We start from the raw sequence: 19,560 nt of genomic DNA, 5'->3' as shown, positions 1-19,560 counted from the left end.
TAAAAGTATTTTTAATGATGAATTTTTATTTTAATTACAATGCTTCGTTTAAAGCATCAATATTTTATTGGTATTCCCAGTATTAAAACTCTGTATGAAAGCGTAAGGCTAAAAACTGGACAGGACCTCTGTCTTTGTTATAAGCTGGATTCATCGCAAACTGATAATCTGGAGAAAGTGTGATTTTAGAATTAGGAATTAAAAAGGAATAAAAAACTTCTACAATTTGCTCTATTCCATAATTTAAGGTTCCATCACCAATCATAAATCCGTTTCCGCCCAATCTTTGATATTCTTTATGCGGGTTCGATAATCCGTTGGCAACTAAAGCAACGCCAGCAAAATCATCTTTTCGGTTCCACATTTTTCCTTTCAAATTGATTCCTAACTGTGCCGATTGATCAATTTCTGTAAAAGCCCATGTTTCATTTTTACCGTCATTATAGCTCATTCTGGCAAAAAGTCCCCAGTTGTCACCATGTGTATAATCCATATTTAAACCGATTCCGTATTTTGTACGGCCATCTTTTCTGGTGCTTTTGATATCGGGAATCGTGGTAAAACTAGAATTTGCTTCATCGTAATTACCCATTCCTGCAACATTTCGAAATCCTAATAATTTTATATTGCTTGTATCATTGTTACTGAAAACAATCTGCTTTTCAATTTCTACATTTATAGCATTAGAATCTTTAAAATTAAACTCAACATTTGGACCATTTGCGTATGTAGGCAAGGCACTTAAGCACGCCCTAATCTGCCAGCTGTCAAATTGATAATTGACATACAATCCATCCGTATATCCTCTAGTGTTCGCAGCATAATCCCAAGCGCCATAAGTCATAAGAGACCAGTTTAAAAATTGAGTTCTTGGATCATGAGAATAGGCATTATTATCGAAATAGTCTGATAAGCCAAATTTCCCAAAAACCAATTGCAGCGATTTGTTGTTTTTAAACTGAAATTTTTGCTCCAAAAGCATTCTTGCTACATAAACGACGGGTTTTGTATCTCCAATTCTAAATGTTTCTCCATTAGGAAAACCTCCTAATCCTCTGGCCTGCGATAAACCTTGCCCGCCTGACATTTCTGGATTGAAAGTGGCTGTAGCTCCTTTCCAAAGAGGAAGATCAAAAAATAAGGTTGACGTTAAAGACAAAGCGCCTTCTTCTTTCGGGTCCATACTGTTTGTTCCTGAATAATCGGCTTGGAAATTTGGATGATATTGATATATAGACGTCATTTGAAATCTCAGACTGTATTTTCGTATCGAATCGGTTTCTTGCGAAAATGAAAATGCAGAGACAAGCAACGTTGCAAAAGTCAATATGTTTATAGGCTTATCCATTTCATTTATTCATTTAATGCACGGTAAATAAATAACTGATTATTGGTAATGACTTTTTCGTTTTCTTTTAACCCGCTAGAAATATAAGTTGTGTCTCCCACAACTCTATATACGTCTACTTGTCTGGTTTCAATATTGTTACGATCTTTAAATATCATGACAAAGTTTTTGCTTTTATCAAATACAATAGCTTTACTAGGTATGGCTATCATAGATTGGTTTTCGCTAAAAGATAATTTAATATTAGCATTCATATCAGGTTTAAGCATATAGTCAGGATTGCTCAATTTTATTCTTGCCTGCATTGCTTTAGTTTCAGGATCAATTACGTTGTAGATTTTATCGACTTTTCCGTAAAATGCTTTATCAGGATAGCTTAAAGTGGTTACGGTAGCGCTCGTTCCTAGTTTTACTTTATTAATATCAATTTCATTAATGTTGGCCATTGCCCAAACTTCACTAATTTCTGCAATATCAAATATATTTTCTGAACGGTCATTTCTCAAAAGCATATCCTGATTGATACTCTTCTGAATAATAAAACCGCTTATTGGAGCAGTTACTTCGTAAATAGAACCCGCTTTGATATTATAAATTTTATACGTTTCTTGAATTTTGCTTAATTGAGACTGCGCTTTATTGACTTCAGATTTCGCCTGAAGAACATCACTTTCAGAATTTAGTTTTCCATCAAACAGTTCTTGTGCTACTTTCAAATTGTTTTTGGCTACAAGCAAATCACTTTTGGCATCGATAGATTGTTTTTCAAAGTCGGCCACATCGGTACTTTTTATAGTTGCCAAAACCTGTCCTTTTTTAACATAGTCGCCAAGTTCAACATTTACATTCATTACATTTCCGCCAACCAACGGATAAACGTCAATCATTTTATTATTGTCAGCAGTGATTTTTCCATAAAAACTAAGCTCGTTTTTTAAGGGCTGTGTTATCGCTACCGCAGTTGTAGTGCTTTTTAGCATAGTATCGCTCAAAACAAAAGAGGTATTTGTCTCAGGATTTTCAACTTCTTTTTTGCAGCTCGTAAGAGATAAGCCTGCTAATGCGATTCCGATGAATAATATATGTTTCATTTCTGTATTTTTTTAAAATAAATCTTTGTTGATGGTACTATTTAATTCTTCGCCTGCGATTACTACTTTTTTCTTTAATTCGTTTAACTGAATTATCGCTTGATTGTAGCTTTCCATAAAATCGGTAAATTCCAAGAGACTTACATTTCGTTTTTGGAAATTGGTCAGCATTCCGTTATAAACCGCTTCAAAATCCGAATTTACAGTTGGTTTTATTACGCTGTAGTTTTGTCTCGATTCGTCCCATTTGGTCCATGCCGAAGTGATTTCGGTTTGCAGCTGCAACTCAAAATTTTGCTTTTCAATTTTAGACTGTTCCAAAATGGTTTGTGCATATTTAATATTTCCCTTATTCTTATTCCATAAAGGAAGCGGAATCCCAATGCTCACATTGGCTTCATTATTAAAAGCGCCGCTTCGCTGATCATAATTAGCGCCTAAAGTAATATCTGGAACCGAAAGCGATTTCTGCCATTTTACATTTAGTTCATTAGCATCAATTTCTTTTTGCTTGGCTAAATAATCAGGTCGGTTGGCAATAGCTTGTTCTTCAAAGCTTTTAAGATCAAAATCAATTATTTTTAAGTATTTGTTCGAATCATCTTTGCTTACAGCAGGAATTACATTTTCAGTTTCGTTTAGAAGCAGTTTTAAATTGGCCTGTTCTTCTATATTATTGTTTACAACTTCCAGACGTTCGTTTTTAAAGTTTAAATACAGCGATTGCAAACGAACAACATCTTTTAAAGGAATATTTCCCTTTTGAGCCTGAACAGAATAAGAATTAATTAAGTTTTCGATGTGAGCCAATTGCTTGTCTGTGTTTTCAAGATTCTTGGTGTTATAGTAAACCGTGTAGAAGCTTTTGCGCAATTGCAATTTTAAAGTGCGCAAGACATCATTAAACTGTAATTCTGCCAATTGCGTATTGGCTTGAGCAAGTTTAACCTCATTGCGTTTCTTTCCGCCAAGATAAATAAGCTGTTCGATGCTAAAAACTTTTTGACCATCTTTGCCAATATCAAAAAACTTGTCCCTTTCAGGATTGTAAGCATTCAATTCTGCCGTTATCGTGGGATTGTCCCATATGCGAGCCTGAATTGTGAGTGCTTTTGCGGCATCAATATTATACTGAGATGCCAGTAAAAATAGATTTTTCTTTAAAAATTGGCTTTCACAGTCTTGCAGGGTGACTGTTTTTTGTGCTATTGCGGCTTGATTTAAAAGTGCAAATAACAGCAATGCGAATAACTTTTTCATTGTATCATCTTTAAGTTGTACAAATATGCTATCAACAGGCTTTAAGAGAGCTTAAAATCTACCTTAAAAATAGCTTAAAATTGTTTACAAACTAAAAAATAATTGAAATAAATTCGTGTTAATATTTGGAGTTGAGTAAATTATGTTTGCTTTATGTAATGTAAGAATGCGTTGCACAATTCGTAAGCCAAGCCCAAAACCAGAGGTTCCTTTTGAATTGCGGCCGCGCATAAAAGGTTGAAAAAGATTCTTTTGCTCTTCTTTATTTAAAGTTTCTCCTGTATTGGATACAGAAATAATGAGATGATGATGGTCGGTGCTTATTTTTACTTTTGCCTGTTTATTGTCTGAATAAACACAGGCATTTTTTAGAATATTGGTTAAGGCTATTTCTAACAGATTTTTATTTCCTTTTACTTCCAAAGCTGTATCTAAATCCTCGCTTTCTTCCATTTCAAAAAGAATAACGAAATCAGGAAAAGTTTTGTTGATTTTTTCGATAGCAGAAAATAAAATTTCATCAATTCTTTGCACTTCATGATGATCTGCCTTTCGATTGTCAATTTTTGAAAGGATAAGCAAAGAATTTATCAGCTCGCTCAAATGATTGACATCATCTAAAATCGAATTTAAAAAAGACTTGTTTTTTGGCTGAAGTTCTGGTTCGGTCAAAGCATTTTCTATCTGAGAAGTCATTCTAGAAAGCGGTGTTCTGAGTTCATGCGAGGCATGAGCAGTAAATTCCTTTTGCTTTTGGTACGATAGCTCAATACGGTCCATCATAAAATTAAATTCGTCAGCAATTAGATCAATTTCATTTTTAGTGCTTTTAGATTCAATTCTCGTATCTAAGTTGTTCTCATTTATATTTTTTATTTTCTGATGGAAGTCAAGAAGCGGATTCATAGCTTTTCTAACCATAAATGATGTAAGCAGCCAGCAGATTGTAGTAAAAAAGATATACGAAATGACTAATGTATAGCGCAAGAAAAGCAATTTCTTTTTGCCATAATTATCTGTAGCCGATATTAAAGCATAAAAATCTTTGGCATTAGTATCATAAAAAACACCGTAGACTTCATAATCGCCCTGTTGTTTAAAAAAGGTTTTATTCTTTTTCAAATATTTCAAATCATCAACAGACCAGTTGATTTTTGCGTCATCAATACTGCTGTAAATCAGTTTATAATTAGAATCAAAAACCAAAGTCTTTTCATCATACAGTTTATTTATAGAATTTTGGTCTATTATTTTCAAAAGCTGATTGTCGACCTGTTTCACATTAACCAATAACTTAATATTAGATAAAGCTTTGATTTCTAGTCGGTCGCGAAATTCTTCTTTTCGGTAATTGGAATACAAAATGAATATCACCGTAGAGGCCAACCCAAAAAGGATGGTAAACAGCAAACTGACTAAAAGTGATATTCGATTTTTTAATGTCATTCCTGATCGCTTAGATAATATCCGTAACCTACTTTAGTTCGGAGAAGTTTAATGTCGTGGTCTTTATCAATTTTCTTTCTTAAAAAATTAATATAAACCTCAATAGTATTCTGATTGGTTTCAATATGATAATCCCAAAGCTTTTCGGCTATAAATTGTTTAGAAAGCACTTTTCCTTTGGCATGAGCCAATATTAGGATTAATTTGAATTCTTTTGGAGTAAGCTTAATTTCTTCGCCAGCCCTAAAAACTTTCATGTCTTCTCCAAATATTTCTAAATCTTTAATAGTGATTTTACTTTCTGTTTGCTGAGGAACTTCTTTTCTTCGAAGAAGAGATTGTACTCGCGCGTATAATTCTTCAAAATGAAAAGGCTTTACCAGATAATCATCGGCACCATTATCAAAAGAAGACAATTTATCTTCAATTTCACTGAAAGCCGTAAGCATTATAATAGGTGTTTTTTTGTCTGTTTCGCGAATGCCTTTGCAAACATCAATTCCATTTGCACCAGGAACATTTATATCCAGAACAATCAGATCATATTCGTACGGAAAGTATTTTTTCAAAAGCAAAGAACCATCATAATAAGGAACACACTCGAATTCCTTTGAAGTAAAGAATGCCGAGATCTCTTTTGATAAAGTAAAATCGTCTTCGAGCAGTAATATTTTCATGTCTGGTTTTAAAATTTGTAAATCCGACTTTAGTCACCAAATCGGATTTACATTAAAAGTATATTATTTAAAATAAGAAAAAGTGTCGTTGTTCTCAATTTTTAATAAAGTTTCATAAATAAGCTGAATCACATTTTCAACATCATCCTTATGAACCATTTCTACCGTAGTGTGCATATATCGTAACGGAAGCGAGATCAACGCAGAAGGAACACCGCCATTGCTATACGCAAAAGCATCGGTATCCGTACCCGTTGCGCGAGAAGTTGCGTGCCTTTGAAACGGAATTTTATTTTCCTCAGCAGTATCCACAATCAAATCACGCAATTTATTCTGAATTGCAGGCGAATAACCAATAACAGGACCTTTACCCATTTTAAGATCGCCTTCAACTTTTTTATCAATCATTGGAGTAGTGGTGTCGTGGCAAACATCAGTCACAATAGCCACATTTGGTTTTATACGGTGCGCGATCATTTCGGCACCCCTAAGACCAATTTCCTCCTGTACAGAATTTACTATATATAAGCCAAAAGGAAGCTTTTTATTATTTTCTTTTAATAATCGTGCAACTTCAGCAATCATAAAACCGCCCATTCTGTTATCGATAGCGCGGCAGACAAACTTGTTCTCATTCAAAATCATAAATTCGTCAGGATATGTAATCACACAGCCCACATGAACACCCAACGCCTCAACTTGCTCTTTGTTTTCACAACCTAAATCAATAAAGATATTGCTCAGTTTTGGAACCTCTTCCTTATCGCGCAAACGAGTATGAATTGCAGGCCACCCAAAAACACCTTTCACAATGCCATTTTTAGTATGAATATTAACTCTTTTTGAAGGAGCAATCTGATGATCAGAACCGCCATTTCGTATTACATAAATTAAACCATCTTCTGTAATATAGTTTACATACCAAGAAATTTCATCTGCGTGCCCCTCAATTACAACTTTATAAGGAGCATCGGGATTAATTACCCCAACAGCCGTTCCATAAGTATCTGTGATAAATGTGTCAACATAAGGTTTTAAATAATTCATCCAGAGTTTTTGCCCCTCACTTTCATAACCTGTTGGAGATGCATTATTTAGATAGCTTTCTAAGAAAGCAATAGAAGTATCATTTAAGATAGATTGCGTACTCATAAAAATATTTTTTTGCTAAAATATAAATTTGGTATCAGAGTTGTGTATAAATATATAATTTTACACTTAAATTATGATTCGATGAGACTAACCACCTTTTTATTTATAGTATTAATTTGTTTTTCTTCTAAAGCCCAAGTCACTCCAAAAGAGAACGAACAGATGGGATACATATTAACAGAAAAAGATTCTATTTTAGGTGATACCATTCAGCTACCCGAAATAATTATTTCAAAAGGGAAGAAGATGAGCCCTGAAGAAATGAAACAATTTCAAATTCTTCAAAACAGAGTCTATAAAGTGTATCCTTATGCAAAGTTAGCCGCCGAAAGATTAACAGCTTTGAATAATGGAATGGCTCGTTTAAAAACAAGTCGTGAAAAAAAGAAGTATTTTAAGATTGTAGAAGATTACTTGAATAATGAATTTGAAGAAAGGCTTAAAAAGCTATCCCGAAAACAAGGGCAGATTTTAGTAAAACTGATTCATCGTCAAACAGGAATTACAACGTACGAGTTAATTAAAACTCTAAAAAGCGGATTCAAAGCCTTTGTTTCAAATACAACAGCCAACTTATTTGATATAAGTTTGAAAGAAGAGTATAAACCCTATGATGTAAACGAAGACTACTTAATAGAAACAATCTTAGTAAGAGCATTTGAATCTGGCCGATTGGTAAACCAAAAACCTGCCAATCCTGTAGATTACGAAGACCTCGCAGAAAAATGGCAGCTAAAAGCAAAAGAACTTAATACAAAATAATTTCATACATATATATATAGTATAACAACCCGACAGGTTTTCAAAACCTGTCGGGTCTTTTTTTTTTTATGCGTATACAATATAAGTATGTTTTGCCAGGCCGATCGGAGCCGAAGCTATTTGGATTTGCGGTTTTAAATATAATCGGGAGCTGTTTCCCGCTATCGGCTCCAATCTTCCGCTTTTTAAATAAAAAAGCAGAAGGATTTCTCCCGAGGCTTCGGGGCTGTCGGGGCTATGGCCTCCGGTTTTGAGGAGAAAGAAGAGAAAAGCTTGGCGCCTTTAGGGCCTAAAAGGCGGGAAAAACGGCTTTCGCGCCTTAGCGCCTTTGCGGCGAAACGCCCCAATTGGAGGAGATATCCAGAAAATACTTACGCAGAATAAAAAAACTCCGAAACGTAAACAAGATGTTATCAGTGCGTTAGGAAAAAAGCGGAAAAAAGATTTAAAATAATCGTTGAAAAGAGTTGGAAAAGCGGAAAAAGGCGCTACTTTTGCACCCGCAACGGCGAAAAACGCTCTTAGAAATTCCGGCAGCTTGAGAAGATCAGCGAAAAGAGATTTTCGAAAAAAAAGATTGGAAAAAGCTTGCGGGAAAAGAAAAAGCTTTTTACATTTGCACCCCGCAAAACGCGGAAAGTCCATTGAAAGATCGGAAGGGAAATTGGAAAAGGGAAGCGAAAAAAAAGCTTCAAAAATTTTTTAAATTTTTCTTGCAGGAAACAAAAAGAATTTTTAGTTTTGCACCCGCTTTGAAACACAAGCGAAGACAGAAGAAACAACGTTCGTAGACATATTGAATTGACAGCCGTCTTATCTTAAAGATAAGACAACAAAAGAATAAGAGTAATGGAATCGAGAGATTCGAAAAGAACCGATAGGAAAGGCATCGATAATATAATATTAAAATATACGATGAAGAGTTTGATCCTGGCTCAGGATGAACGCTAGCGGCAGGCTTAACACATGCAAGTCGAGGGGTATGCCGATTTATCGGCAGAGACCGGCGCACGGGTGCGTAACGCGTATGCAATCTGCCTTCCACAGAGGGATAGCCCAGAGAAATTTGGATTAATACCTCATAGCATCATGTTCCGGCATCGGGATATGATTAAAGTCACAACGGTGGAAGATGAGCATGCGTCCCATTAGCTAGTTGGTAAGGTAACGGCTTACCAAGGCTACGATGGGTAGGGGTCCTGAGAGGGAGATCCCCCACACTGGTACTGAGACACGGACCAGACTCCTACGGGAGGCAGCAGTGAGGAATATTGGTCAATGGACGCAAGTCTGAACCAGCCATGCCGCGTGCAGGATGACGGTCCTATGGATTGTAAACTGCTTTTGTACGGGAAGAAACACTCCTACGTGTAGGAGCTTGACGGTACCGTAAGAATAAGGATCGGCTAACTCCGTGCCAGCAGCCGCGGTAATACGGAGGATCCAAGCGTTATCCGGAATCATTGGGTTTAAAGGGTCTGTAGGCGGTCTTGTAAGTCAGTGGTGAAAGCCCATCGCTCAACGGTGGAACGGCCATTGATACTGCTGGACTTGAATTACTGGGAAGTAACTAGAATATGTAGTGTAGCGGTGAAATGCTTAGAGATTACATGGAATACCAATTGCGAAGGCAGGTTACTACCGGTGGATTGACGCTGATGGACGAAAGCGTGGGTAGCGAACAGGATTAGATACCCTGGTAGTCCACGCCGTAAACGATGGATACTAGCTGTTGGTGGCAACATCAGTGGCTAAGCGAAAGTGATAAGTATCCCACCTGGGGAGTACGAACGCAAGTTTGAAACTCAAAGGAATTGACGGGGGCCCGCACAAGCGGTGGAGCATGTGGTTTAATTCGATGATACGCGAGGAACCTTACCAAGGCTTAAATGCAGACTGACCGATTTGGAAACAGATCTTTCGCAAGACAGTTTACAAGGTGCTGCATGGTTGTCGTCAGCTCGTGCCGTGAGGTGTCAGGTTAAGTCCTATAACGAGCGCAACCCCTGTTGTTAGTTGCCAGCGAGTGATGTCGGGAACTCTAACAAGACTGCCAGTGCAAACTGTGAGGAAGGTGGGGATGACGTCAAATCATCACGGCCCTTACGCCTTGGGCTACACACGTGCTACAATGGCCGGTACAGAGAGCAGCCACCTCGCGAGGGGGAGCGAATCTATAAAGCCGGTCACAGTTCGGATCGGAGTCTGCAACTCGACTCCGTGAAGCTGGAATCGCTAGTAATCGGATATCAGCCATGATCCGGTGAATACGTTCCCGGGCCTTGTACACACCGCCCGTCAAGCCATGGAAGCTGGGGGTGCCTGAAGTCGGTGACCGCAAGGAGCTGCCTAGGGTAAAACTGGTAACTAGGGCTAAGTCGTAACAAGGTAGCCGTACCGGAAGGTGCGGCTGGAACACCTCCTTTCTAGAGCCTGAAATGTTAGCCGGAAGGCACGTTTGGGAAATGGGATGCCAAGACTGCAGGTTTTGGATCTTGAAATTGCATTACTCTTGCTGTTAATTTAAAGAAATAAACTTTTAAGTAAAAAAAAAACAGAGTCTCGTAGCTCAGCTGGTTAGAGTACTACACTGATAATGTAGGGGTCGGCAGTTCGAGTCTGCCCGGGACTACTTTTTAAAGCTTAAAGAGAAGGAAATTCTGGATGCTGGGATTCGCCAAAAGAAATTAGAGAAGAATAAGAAATCTAAAATCTGAATTCAAAAATCTAAAATTGAAAATGGGGGATTAGCTCAGCTGGCTAGAGCGCCTGCCTTGCACGCAGGAGGTCAACGGTTCGACTCCGTTATTCTCCACCAAGGGCTATAAGCTATAAGCTGTAGGCCGTAAGCTGAGAAAGCCTAAAGCATACTGCTTTAAGCCTAAAGCATAAGAAAGTTCATTGACATATTGGGATAAGAAAATAATAAGAAAGTAGAAAGCGTTTTTATTAGCGATAATAAAAACAAAGAAAAACGGTCATAAATGATTTTATGATTGGTGCAATAAGCAAAATAAGGGCGCATGGGGAATGCCTAGGCTCTCAGAGGCGATGAAGGGCGTGATAAGCTGCGAAAAGCTGCGGGGACGGGCACACACCGACTGATCCGCAGATACCCGAATGGGGCAACCCGCTATATTGAAGATATAGCACACCGATAGGTGGGCAAACCCGCTGAACTGAAACATCTAAGTAGGCGGAGGAGAAGAAAACAAAAGTGATTCCGTAAGTAGTGGCGAGCGAACGCGGATTAGCCCAAACCAGAGCTGTTACGGCAGTTGTGGGGTTGTAGGACCGCGATATTTCATGCATAAGGAACCGGAAGCTTCTGGAAAGGAGCGCCATAGAGGGTGACAGCCCCGTACGGGCAACAAATGTAATGGATAGCGGTATCCTGAGTAGGGCGGGGCACGTGAAACCCTGTCTGAATTCGGCGGGACCATCCGCTAAGGCTAAATACTCCTGAGAGACCGATAGTGAACCAGTACCGTGAGGGAAAGGTGAAAAGAACCGTGAATAACGGAGTGAAATAGATCCTGAAACCATGCGCCTACAAGCGGTCGGAGCCCTTTAGTGGGGTGACGGCGTGCCTTTTGCATAATGAGCCTACGAGTTAACGCTGCTGGCAAGGATAAGTGGTTAAGCCATGGATCCGCAGCGAAAGCGAGTCTGAATAGGGCGCTTTAGTCAGTAGTGTTAGACGCGAAACCGTGTGATCTACCCATGGGCAGGTTGAAGCTGTGGTAACACACAGTGGAGGACCGAACCGGTTGACGTTGAAAAGTCTTCGGATGACCTGTGGGTAGGGGTGAAAGGCCAATCAAACTCGGAAATAGCTCGTACTCCCCGAAATGCATTTAGGTGCAGCGCATAAATAAGTTATATAGAGGTAGAGCTACTGATTGGATGCGGGGGCTTCACCGCCTACCAATTCCTGACAAACTCCGAATGCTATATAATGTTTCTATGCAGTGAGGGCTTGGGTGCTAAGGTCCAAGTCCGAGAGGGAAAGAACCCAGACCATCAGCTAAGGTCCCCAAATATATGCTAAGTTGAAAGAACGAGGTTTGTCTGCCCAGACAGCTAGGATGTTGGCTTGGAAGCAGCCATTCATTTAAAGAGTGCGTAACAGCTCACTAGTCGAGCGGACGAGCATGGATAATAATCGGGCATAAGCATATTACCGAAGCTATGGATTTGCATGTATTTGCAAGTGGTAGGGGAGCATTCTGACAGGGCAGAAGGTATTCCGTAAGGGGTGCTGGACCGGTCAGAAAAGAAAATGTAGGCATAAGTAACGATAATGCGGGCGAGAAACCCGCACACCGAAAAACTAAGGTTTCCACAGCTATGCTAATCAGCTGTGGGTTAGTCTGGACCTAAGGCGAACCCGAAAGGGACAGTCGATGGCCAACGGGTTAATATTCCCGTACTTCTTATTGCTGTGATGGGGTGACGGAGTGATGAAAGCGCCGCGAACTGACGGAATAGTTCGTTAAAGCACCTAGCTATATCTTTTATAGGCAAATCCGTAGAAGATGGCGAAATGCGATAGTACTCGGAGTCTTCGGACAAAGAGATAGTGCGCCTAAGGGCTTCCAAGAAAAACCTCTAAACTTCAGGCAGTAAGAACCAGTACCGTAAACCGACACAGGTAGTTGAGGAGAGAATCCTAAGGTGCTCGAGAGATTCATGGCTAAGGAATTAGGCAAAATAGACCTGTAACTTCGGGAGAAAGGTCGCCCCGAGCAATCGGGGCCGCAGTGAAGAGGTCCAGGCGACTGTTTATCAAAAACACAGGGCTCTGCAAAATCGCAAGATGAAGTATAGGGCCTGACACCTGCCCGGTGCTGGAAGGTTAAGAGGAGATGTTATCTTCGGAGAAGCATTGAATTGAAGCCCCAGTAAACGGCGGCCGTAACTATAACGGTCCTAAGGTAGCGAAATTCCTTGTCGGGTAAGTTCCGACCTGCACGAATGGTGTAACGATCTGGACACTGTCTCAGCCATGAGCTCGGTGAAATTGTAGTAACGGTGAAGATGCCGTTTACCCGCAGTGGGACGAAAAGACCCTGTGCACCTTTACTATAGCTTAGTATTGACCTTGGATAAATGATGTGTAGGATAGGTTGGAGACTATGAAGCGGCGTCGCCAGGCGTTGTGGAGTCATTGTTGAAATACAACCCTTTGTTTATCTGAGGCCTAACCCCGCGATGTGGGGGACAGTGCTTGGTGGGTAGTTTGACTGGGGTGGTCGCCTCCAAAAGAGTAACGGAGGCTTCTAAAGGTTCCCTCAGTACGCTTGGTAACCGTGCGTAGAGTGCAATGGCATAAGGGAGCTTGACTGAGAGACATACAGGTCGATCAGGTACGAAAGTAGAGCATAGTGATCCGGTGGTTCCGCATGGAAGGGCCATCGCTCAAAGGATAAAAGGTACGCCGGGGATAACAGGCTGATCTCCCCCAAGAGCTCATATCGACGGGGGGGTTTGGCACCTCGATGTCGGCTCGTCACATCCTGGGGCTGGAGAAGGTCCCAAGGGTTGGGCTGTTCGCCCATTAAAGTGGCACGCGAGCTGGGTTCAGAACGTCGTGAGACAGTTCGGTCTCTATCTACTGCGGGCGTTAGAAATTTGAGTGGATCTGATTCTAGTACGAGAGGACCGAATTGGACAAACCTCTAGTGTATCTGTTGTCCCGCCAGGGGCACCGCAGAGTAGCTACGTTTGGAAGGGATAAGCGCTGAAAGCATATAAGCGCGAAACCCACCACAAGATGAGATTTCTTTTAAGGATCGTGGAAGATGACCACGTTGATAGGCTACAGATGTAAAGGCAGTAATGTCACAGTCGAGTAGTACTAATAATCCGTAAGCTTATGCACAGACTTTTTCCTCCCGGGCAATCGGGAGGAAGGAACTTTCTAAAAAATAAAGCTTATTTGTTTCTTTATCCCAGTATGTTAAAATATTTGCCCGTCGCGGGCAGTCTTTAAGCCGAAAGATTAAAGCCGAAAGGCTTTAAGACTTGTGACTTTGGACTAAAAACCTTAAGGTGGTTATTGCGGCGGGGCTCACCTCTTCCCATCCCGAACAGAGAAGTTAAGCCCGCCTGCGCAGATGGTACTGCAGTATTGTGGGAGAGTATGTCGTCGCCTTTCTTTTGAAAACCCTGTTTTTTTAACGGGGTTTTTTATTCTAATCTTCACTTATAGATATTATAAGTGGAAATGGTACCTTAGCTCAGATGGTAGAGCAATGGACTGAAAATCCATGTGTCCCTGGTTCGATCCCTGGAGGTACCACATCATGCTCGGATGGTGAAATTGGTAGACACGCTGGACTTAAAATCCAGTGAACAGCAATGTTCGTGCGGGTTCAAGTCCCGCTCTGAGTACTAAAACTTCAATTGGCTTTTTGCTAATTGAAGTTTTTTTTTTTGATTAAATTGGGATAGCACTCTAAATTTTATATTTTTACTTTACTATTATTGTAATATTTTAAACTATGCAAAATGTTTTTCTTAAAGAGGATTGTGACCAATTTATAAGCCGAATTAATCAGCTTAAAGATGATTCAAAGCCACTTTGGGGCAAAATGTCTGTGGATCAGATGTTGGCTCACTGCAATGTTACGTATGAAATGGTTTATGATAATATCCATTCTAAACCAAATGCTTTCATGAAGCTTCTTTTGAAACTTTTTGCTAAAAATAAAGTGATAAGCGAAACTCCTTACCCGAGGAATCTGAATACTGCTCCGCAATTTATTATTAAAGGAGATCGTGATTTTGAACTGGAAAAAGATAGGTTGATCTCTTATATTCAAAAAACACAAGAACTGGGAGAGAAAGAATTTGAAGGCAAAGAATCTCTTTCTTTTGGTGAATTATCTGCTAAAGAATGGAATAATATGTTTGCAAAACATTTAGACCATCATTTTTCTCAATTTGGCGTTTAAAACTTTTTAAAATGATGAAAAATTATATAATTATCTTTTTTCTTCTTTTCGGATTATCTTGTAATGCACAAAAACAAGAAGTTCAAAAGTGTATTGAATCTTTTTTTGAGGGATTTTATCAGAGAGATTCTGCAAAAATTAAATTAGTTTGTTCAGATAAGATGATATTGCAATCCATTAGCGAAAGCGCTGTTAAAGGAAACAAATTGTCTAATGAAAGTGCAAAGGAATTTTATAAATCTATTGCTTCAATTCCTGCAAGTATGAAGTTTCAAGAGAAAATTTTAAGCTATAATGTTCAAATTGATGGAACTATGGCTCATGTTTGGACTCCATATGAGTTTTATGTAAATGACAAACTAAGCCACACAGGAGTGAATGCTTTTACATTATTTAAAGAAAAAGATTCTTGGAAGATTATTTATCTGATAGATACTAGAAGGAAATAGTTAGATTATTTCTGTGTTATAGTAAAGGCAAATATCTGTTAAAAGGCATTCAGGACATTTCGGTTTTGGCCTACAAGTCTCTCTTCCTAGAAAAGAAATTGCCATTCCTATTTCTGACCAAATATTTTTAGGAAGAACCTGCATTAAGTCTTTTTCTATTTTATTTCCATCTTTACTCTCTTTAATGATTCCGATTCTAGGGGCAACGCGGATAACGTGTAGATCAGCAATTATTCCTTCTGCGGGTTTATTTGTTTCTCTTAGAATAACATTCGCAGATTTTCTACCAACACCTTTCAATGCTGTTAATCCTGACATTGTTAAAGGGATGTTGGCATCTTCTTTAATAGTTTTCGCAATATCTAATATCCATTGAGCTTTTGTAGTGTAGTTTCGGACTTTAGTGATCTGTGATGTAAAAGTTTCTATATCGGTTTGTGATATGCTTTTTAATGTTGGATATTTTTCGAATAATTTTGGGGCTATAGAATTTATATTAGCATCAGAATCTTGTGCTGAAAGAATTACCATCACAAGCAATTGATAGGCGCTCTGGTATTCCAGAGGATGTTTCTTTCCTTTATATTTTTTCAAAATGGGCTTTAATTTTGTTTCCCAATCCGAAGTTTGTTCAAATAAATCCATTTTGTTTTAAATTTAAGGTTTTGATATTTAGTTGTTTATGTTTGTAAATTTACGGTTTTTTGATGAATTCGAGGATTTTTTTGATAACACTATGATTTCCCAGAATTTTTCTGTGTCCAAGACCTTCCGTTAAGTATAAAGAACCATTTTTAAGATTTTCATGAATGTGTATTCCTGCTTTGACAGAAACTTCAGGATCATCATTATCATGCATAACTAAAACAGGAATTTCTATTTTTTGAGCAGCTTTGTAAGCAGAAAAATCATCCATTTTAACCTGATACATATTTTCAAAATAGTCTCTTAAGTGTATGCTGATTTCTTTTTTTAATCCTAGTTTAAATGTAAATTCATCTAAAATATCTTGAACAATATCGCCGCTTCCTATGATTATCGCTTTTTTTACTTTAAGTCCATCTTTAATTGCATTTAAAACAGACATTCCTCCTAGAGAATGCCCAATTGCGATTTCAAAAGGACCAAATTGTTTTTCAATTTCTAATATAGAAGCTATAAACTCGGACATTATAGTTGTGTCGCCTTTTGATTTTCCGTGTGCTGGCGCGTCAAAGCTAACTGTTGAATAGCCATTTTCTAAAAGTTCGTCAGCAATTTTGAAAAGCTGAGTTCCTCTTCCTGACCAGCCGTGCACTAATAATACTTTTTGATCACTTTTTCCATACAAATAAGTAACTACGCTCTTTTCAATGGCTGGAACATAAATTAGCTCTTGCCGACTTTTGGCATCCATTTCCATTTCACGTTTTGGAACTTTGTGCTTTATGGGTGTTGTAAAAATCTTAGCGCCAAATTTAGTAACTAATTTTGTTGATATAAATGCGCAAATTTTCGCGGAAATTATAATAATCTTGGGAATTTTTAATGATTTAGTAGGATTAATTGCCTTTTTTGCCATTTCAATAAAACTGATTTAAAAGAAGAATTTTGCTTGTTTTTTTGCTAAATTTAAAAAGCATAAAAATAGCATATAAATCGATGCTTCTATATGTATAATCATAAATAATTTCTTGAATGGAAATATTTCATATTAGTGCAGAATGTTACCCTGTTGCAAAGGTTGGCGGTTTGGGCGATGTAGTCGGCGCCTTACCTAAATATCAGCAATCTGCTGGACATGATGTTAGAGTTGTAATTCCGTGTTATGACACTAAGTTTAGAAAAGAAAATGATTTTGAGTGCGTGCACTGGGGAACAGTTAAGTTAGGAAACTTTAATTTTCCGTTTAGTGTTCTAAAGGAAGCAACAGACAAACTGGGTTATGAATTATACCTGATAGAGATTAATGAATTGTTTAATCGTCCGAATGTGTATGGCTACGAAGATGATATAGAAAGGTTCTTGTCTTTTCAAATTGCCACGCTCGATTGGATTATAGCACGGAACAGAATTCCAGACATTATTAATTGCCATGATCATCATACTGGTGTTATTCCTTTTATGCTTCAATTTGCTTATAAATATGAGAGTTTAAAGGATGTAAAGACTGTTATAACCATTCACAATGGTTTGTATCAAGGATGGTTTGGTTTTGATAAGCTGTATTATCTGCCAGAGTTTGATTTAAAGCACGTTGGTTTTTTAGAATGGAGCAATTCTATAAATTCACTAGCTGTTGGAATCAAATGTGCTGATGCTGTAACAACGGTTTCCCCAAGTTATTTAAACGAAATTAATATTTCTGCAAATGGTTTGGAATCGCTGTTTAATTCTGTTCGGAACAAATCAAAAGGAATTTTAAACGGAATTGATATTGAAGTTTGGAATCCGGTAAAAGATCAAATGATTGCAGAAAATTATTCGATTGAAGATTTTGAATCAGGGAAACAAAAAAACAAGGAAAAACTCTGCGAGGAGTTTGATTTAGATCCTTCAAAGCCACTGTTTAGCTTTATTGGAAGATTGTTTGATGAAAAAGGGGGTGATTTGCTTCCGTATGCTTCTGCTTTGGCTTTGTCAGAACATTTTGAAGAAATAAATATTCTGATTTTAGGATCAGGAAATGCAGCGATTGAATCGCAACTGACTCAATTGCGGAATGATTATAAAGGAAATTATAATGTTTTTATTGGTTATAATGAAGAGTTGGCACATTTGATTTATGCAGGCTCAGATTATATTTTAATGCCTTCAAGGGTTGAGCCATGCGGATTAAACCAGATGTATGCAATGAGATACGGAACAATTCCGATTGTTAGAAGAACTGGAGGGTTGAGAGATACGGTTATTGATTTTGGAGATGAAGGAAATGGGGTCTGTCATGATCAGGCTTCTGTGGCTGATATCTGCTATTCAATAAATCGTGCAGTTAGGTTGTATGAGGATAAAATAAACTTCAATGAAGTTTTAAAAAGAGGAATGTTAGCAGATCATTCCTGGGAAAGAGTTTGCCAAGAATATATTGAAATATACAACTTAATAATTCAGCAAGATGAAATTTAAAAAGAAGAATGTAATCGCCATTATTTTGGGAGGTGGACAAGGTTCACGTTTATTTCCATTGACAGAAACAAGATCAAAGCCGGCAGTTCCTATTGGAGGAAAATATCGCTTGGTTGATATTCCGATTTCAAATTGCATCAATTCGGATATTTTTAAAATATTTGTTTTGACTCAATTTAATTCTGCTTCGCTAAATGCCCATATCAAAAACACTTTTAATTTCAGTATTTTCAGCCAGTCTTTTGTAGATATATTGGCTGCTGAACAAACACCTGACAATCCAACTTGGTTTCAGGGGACGGCCGATGCTGTTAGACAATGTATGTCGCATTTTTTGAAGCACGATTTTGATCACGCTTTAATTCTTTCAGGAGACCAGCTGTATCAAATGGATTTTAACGAAATGCTTGAAGCCCATATTGCCGCTGACGCCGAGATTTCTATTGCGACTTTACCCGTAAACGCTAAAGATGCGCCTGAATTTGGTATTCTTAAAACTGATCATGAAAATAATATTCATGCATTTATAGAAAAACCTCATGCTTCTTTATTGCCCGAGTGGGAATCTGAAGTAAGCGAGCAAATGCAGGAAAAAGGAAAAAAATACTTGGCTTCGATGGGGATTTATATTTTCAATAAATCACTATTGGAAGAATTAATGTCAAATCAGGAAACTAAAGATTTTGGCAAAGAAATTATCCCGCAAGCTGTTGGAAAACATAAGATTTTAAGCTATCAGTATGAAGGATATTGGACGGATATTGGAAATATTGAATCATTTTTTGAGGCCAATATTGGTTTAACTGCCGACATTCCGGAGTTTAATCTGTTTGATAATGAGAATAAAATTTTTACAAGACCGAGATTACTGCCTCCATCCAAATTTAGGAATTCAATTATCAATCAGTCGCTAATTTCTGAGGGATGTATTATAAATGCTAAAGAAATTAAAAGTTCTGTAATTGGCATTCGTTCCAGAATTGGTGAAGGAACGGTTTTGGAAAACTGCTATGTTATGGGAAATGATTTCTATCAAGATTTGGATGAACTGAACCATGAAAGCAGTATTAATAAAATTCATGTCGGAATTGGCGAAAATTGCTTTATTAAAAATGCTTTAGTTGATAAAAATGTGCGAATAGGAAATAATGTGCATATTAGCGGCGGAAAGCATCTAGATAATTTTACGAATGAATTGTACAGTATTAAAGACGGAATAGTTGTTATCAAAAAAGGGGTAACGCTTTCCGATAATTTTAGAATTGAATAAAGAAACCTAAATTTCAATAAAATAAACGCCAAATTCCAATT

The 19,560-nt window shown here is 38.0% G+C and carries 14 protein-coding genes, 4 tRNA genes and 3 rRNA genes; 13 read left to right on the top strand and 8 right to left on the bottom strand.

What is annotated here, in order from left to right; genetic code table 11:
• Positions 1–82: 82 nt before the first annotated feature.
• The 6 genes from N4T20_RS16410 to N4T20_RS16385 form a co-directional block, all read right to left on the bottom strand.
• Positions 83–1,348 carry a carbohydrate porin gene (locus N4T20_RS16410; RefSeq protein WP_260670198.1) on the bottom strand — a complete coding sequence of 422 codons (1,266 nt, stop codon included), beginning with the start codon at positions 1,346–1,348 and terminating at the stop codon, positions 83–85.
• A 5-nt stretch (positions 1,349–1,353) separates the two neighbouring features.
• The gene (locus N4T20_RS16405) at positions 1,354–2,439 is read right to left on the bottom strand and encodes an efflux RND transporter periplasmic adaptor subunit (protein ID WP_260670197.1); all 1,086 of its coding nucleotides are present in this window, start codon (positions 2,437–2,439) and stop codon (positions 1,354–1,356) included.
• A 12-nt stretch (positions 2,440–2,451) separates the two neighbouring features.
• Positions 2,452–3,699 carry a TolC family protein gene (locus N4T20_RS16400; protein WP_260670196.1) on the bottom strand — a complete coding sequence of 416 codons (1,248 nt, stop codon included), beginning with the start codon at positions 3,697–3,699 and terminating at the stop codon, positions 2,452–2,454.
• 84 nt (positions 3,700–3,783) lie between these two features.
• Positions 3,784–5,145 (bottom strand): sensor histidine kinase, encoded by a 1,362-nt coding sequence (locus N4T20_RS16395; protein WP_260670195.1) that lies wholly within the window; start codon positions 5,143–5,145, stop codon positions 3,784–3,786.
• On the bottom strand, positions 5,142–5,822 hold the full coding sequence (locus tag N4T20_RS16390) for a response regulator transcription factor (RefSeq protein WP_260670194.1): 681 nt from the start codon (positions 5,820–5,822) through the stop codon (positions 5,142–5,144). Before N4T20_RS16390 ends, N4T20_RS16395 begins: the two co-directional genes overlap by 4 nt.
• Positions 5,823–5,885: 63 nt before the next feature.
• Entirely contained in the window at positions 5,886–6,974 is a 1,089-nt protein-coding gene (locus tag N4T20_RS16385) for a M42 family metallopeptidase (RefSeq protein ID WP_260670193.1), read from the bottom strand.
• A gap of 81 nt (positions 6,975–7,055) precedes the next feature.
• Here N4T20_RS16385 and N4T20_RS16380 point away from each other — a divergent pair, with 81 nt between their 5' ends.
• The 11 genes from N4T20_RS16380 to N4T20_RS16330 all read left to right on the top strand — a co-directional run bounded on the left by N4T20_RS16380 (position 7,056) and on the right by N4T20_RS16330 (position 15,144).
• A complete protein-coding gene (locus N4T20_RS16380) occupies positions 7,056–7,736 on the top strand; it encodes a DUF4294 domain-containing protein (RefSeq protein ID WP_260670192.1) in 681 nt (226 codons plus the stop codon).
• Between the two features lie 457 nt (positions 7,737–8,193).
• Positions 8,194–8,442 (top strand): hypothetical protein, encoded by a 249-nt coding sequence (locus tag N4T20_RS16375; RefSeq protein WP_260670191.1) that lies wholly within the window; start codon positions 8,194–8,196, stop codon positions 8,440–8,442.
• 206 nt (positions 8,443–8,648) lie between these two features.
• Positions 8,649–10,162: ribosomal RNA gene (locus N4T20_RS16370) — 16S ribosomal RNA — on the top strand.
• 132 nt (positions 10,163–10,294) lie between these two features.
• Positions 10,295–10,368: transfer RNA gene (locus N4T20_RS16365), tRNA-Ile, on the top strand.
• A 109-nt stretch (positions 10,369–10,477) separates the two neighbouring features.
• Positions 10,478–10,554 (top strand) — tRNA-Ala (locus N4T20_RS16360).
• Positions 10,555–10,737: 183 nt separating this feature from the next.
• Positions 10,738–13,620 (top strand): 23S ribosomal RNA (locus tag N4T20_RS16355).
• Between the two features lie 166 nt (positions 13,621–13,786).
• Positions 13,787–13,896 (top strand): 5S ribosomal RNA (gene rrf / locus N4T20_RS16350).
• Together the 16S, 23S and 5S rRNA genes with 4 tRNA genes alongside form the textbook arrangement of a ribosomal RNA operon.
• A gap of 71 nt (positions 13,897–13,967) precedes the next feature.
• A tRNA-Phe gene (locus N4T20_RS16345) sits at positions 13,968–14,040 on the top strand.
• A gap of 6 nt (positions 14,041–14,046) precedes the next feature.
• Positions 14,047–14,132: transfer RNA gene (locus tag N4T20_RS16340), tRNA-Leu, on the top strand.
• A 110-nt stretch (positions 14,133–14,242) separates the two neighbouring features.
• Positions 14,243–14,695 carry a DUF1569 domain-containing protein gene (locus tag N4T20_RS16335; protein ID WP_260670190.1) on the top strand — a complete coding sequence of 151 codons (453 nt, stop codon included), beginning with the start codon at positions 14,243–14,245 and terminating at the stop codon, positions 14,693–14,695.
• A gap of 11 nt (positions 14,696–14,706) precedes the next feature.
• On the top strand, positions 14,707–15,144 hold the full coding sequence (locus tag N4T20_RS16330; RefSeq protein ID WP_260670189.1) for a nuclear transport factor 2 family protein: 438 nt from the start codon (positions 14,707–14,709) through the stop codon (positions 15,142–15,144).
• Here N4T20_RS16330 and nth read toward each other — a convergent pair whose 3' ends face one another.
• Together nth and N4T20_RS16320 are read right to left on the bottom strand one after the other, a co-directional pair.
• Positions 15,145–15,789, bottom strand: a complete 645-nt coding sequence (gene nth / locus N4T20_RS16325; RefSeq protein WP_260670188.1) for an endonuclease III domain-containing protein — start codon at positions 15,787–15,789, stop codon at positions 15,145–15,147. It lies immediately after the preceding gene.
• A 49-nt stretch (positions 15,790–15,838) separates the two neighbouring features.
• Positions 15,839–16,705 (bottom strand): alpha/beta hydrolase, encoded by an 867-nt coding sequence (locus tag N4T20_RS16320; RefSeq protein WP_260670187.1) that lies wholly within the window; start codon positions 16,703–16,705, stop codon positions 15,839–15,841.
• Between the two features lie 116 nt (positions 16,706–16,821).
• Here N4T20_RS16320 and N4T20_RS16315 point away from each other — a divergent pair, with 116 nt between their 5' ends.
• Together N4T20_RS16315 and N4T20_RS16310 are read left to right on the top strand one after the other, a co-directional pair.
• Positions 16,822–18,249, top strand: a complete 1,428-nt coding sequence (locus N4T20_RS16315; RefSeq protein ID WP_260670186.1) for a glycogen synthase — start codon at positions 16,822–16,824, stop codon at positions 18,247–18,249.
• A complete protein-coding gene (locus N4T20_RS16310) occupies positions 18,239–19,519 on the top strand; it encodes a glucose-1-phosphate adenylyltransferase (RefSeq protein ID WP_260670185.1) in 1,281 nt (426 codons plus the stop codon). The genes N4T20_RS16315 and N4T20_RS16310 overlap by 11 nt, the downstream gene beginning before the upstream one ends.
• The last annotated feature ends 41 nt before the right edge of the window (positions 19,520–19,560 follow it).

Origin of the sequence: Flavobacterium sp. TR2, assembly GCF_025252405.1 — a bacterium.
GTDB lineage: Bacteria > Bacteroidota > Bacteroidia > Flavobacteriales > Flavobacteriaceae > Flavobacterium.
This window is presented reverse-complemented; position numbering and strand designations above follow the sequence as displayed.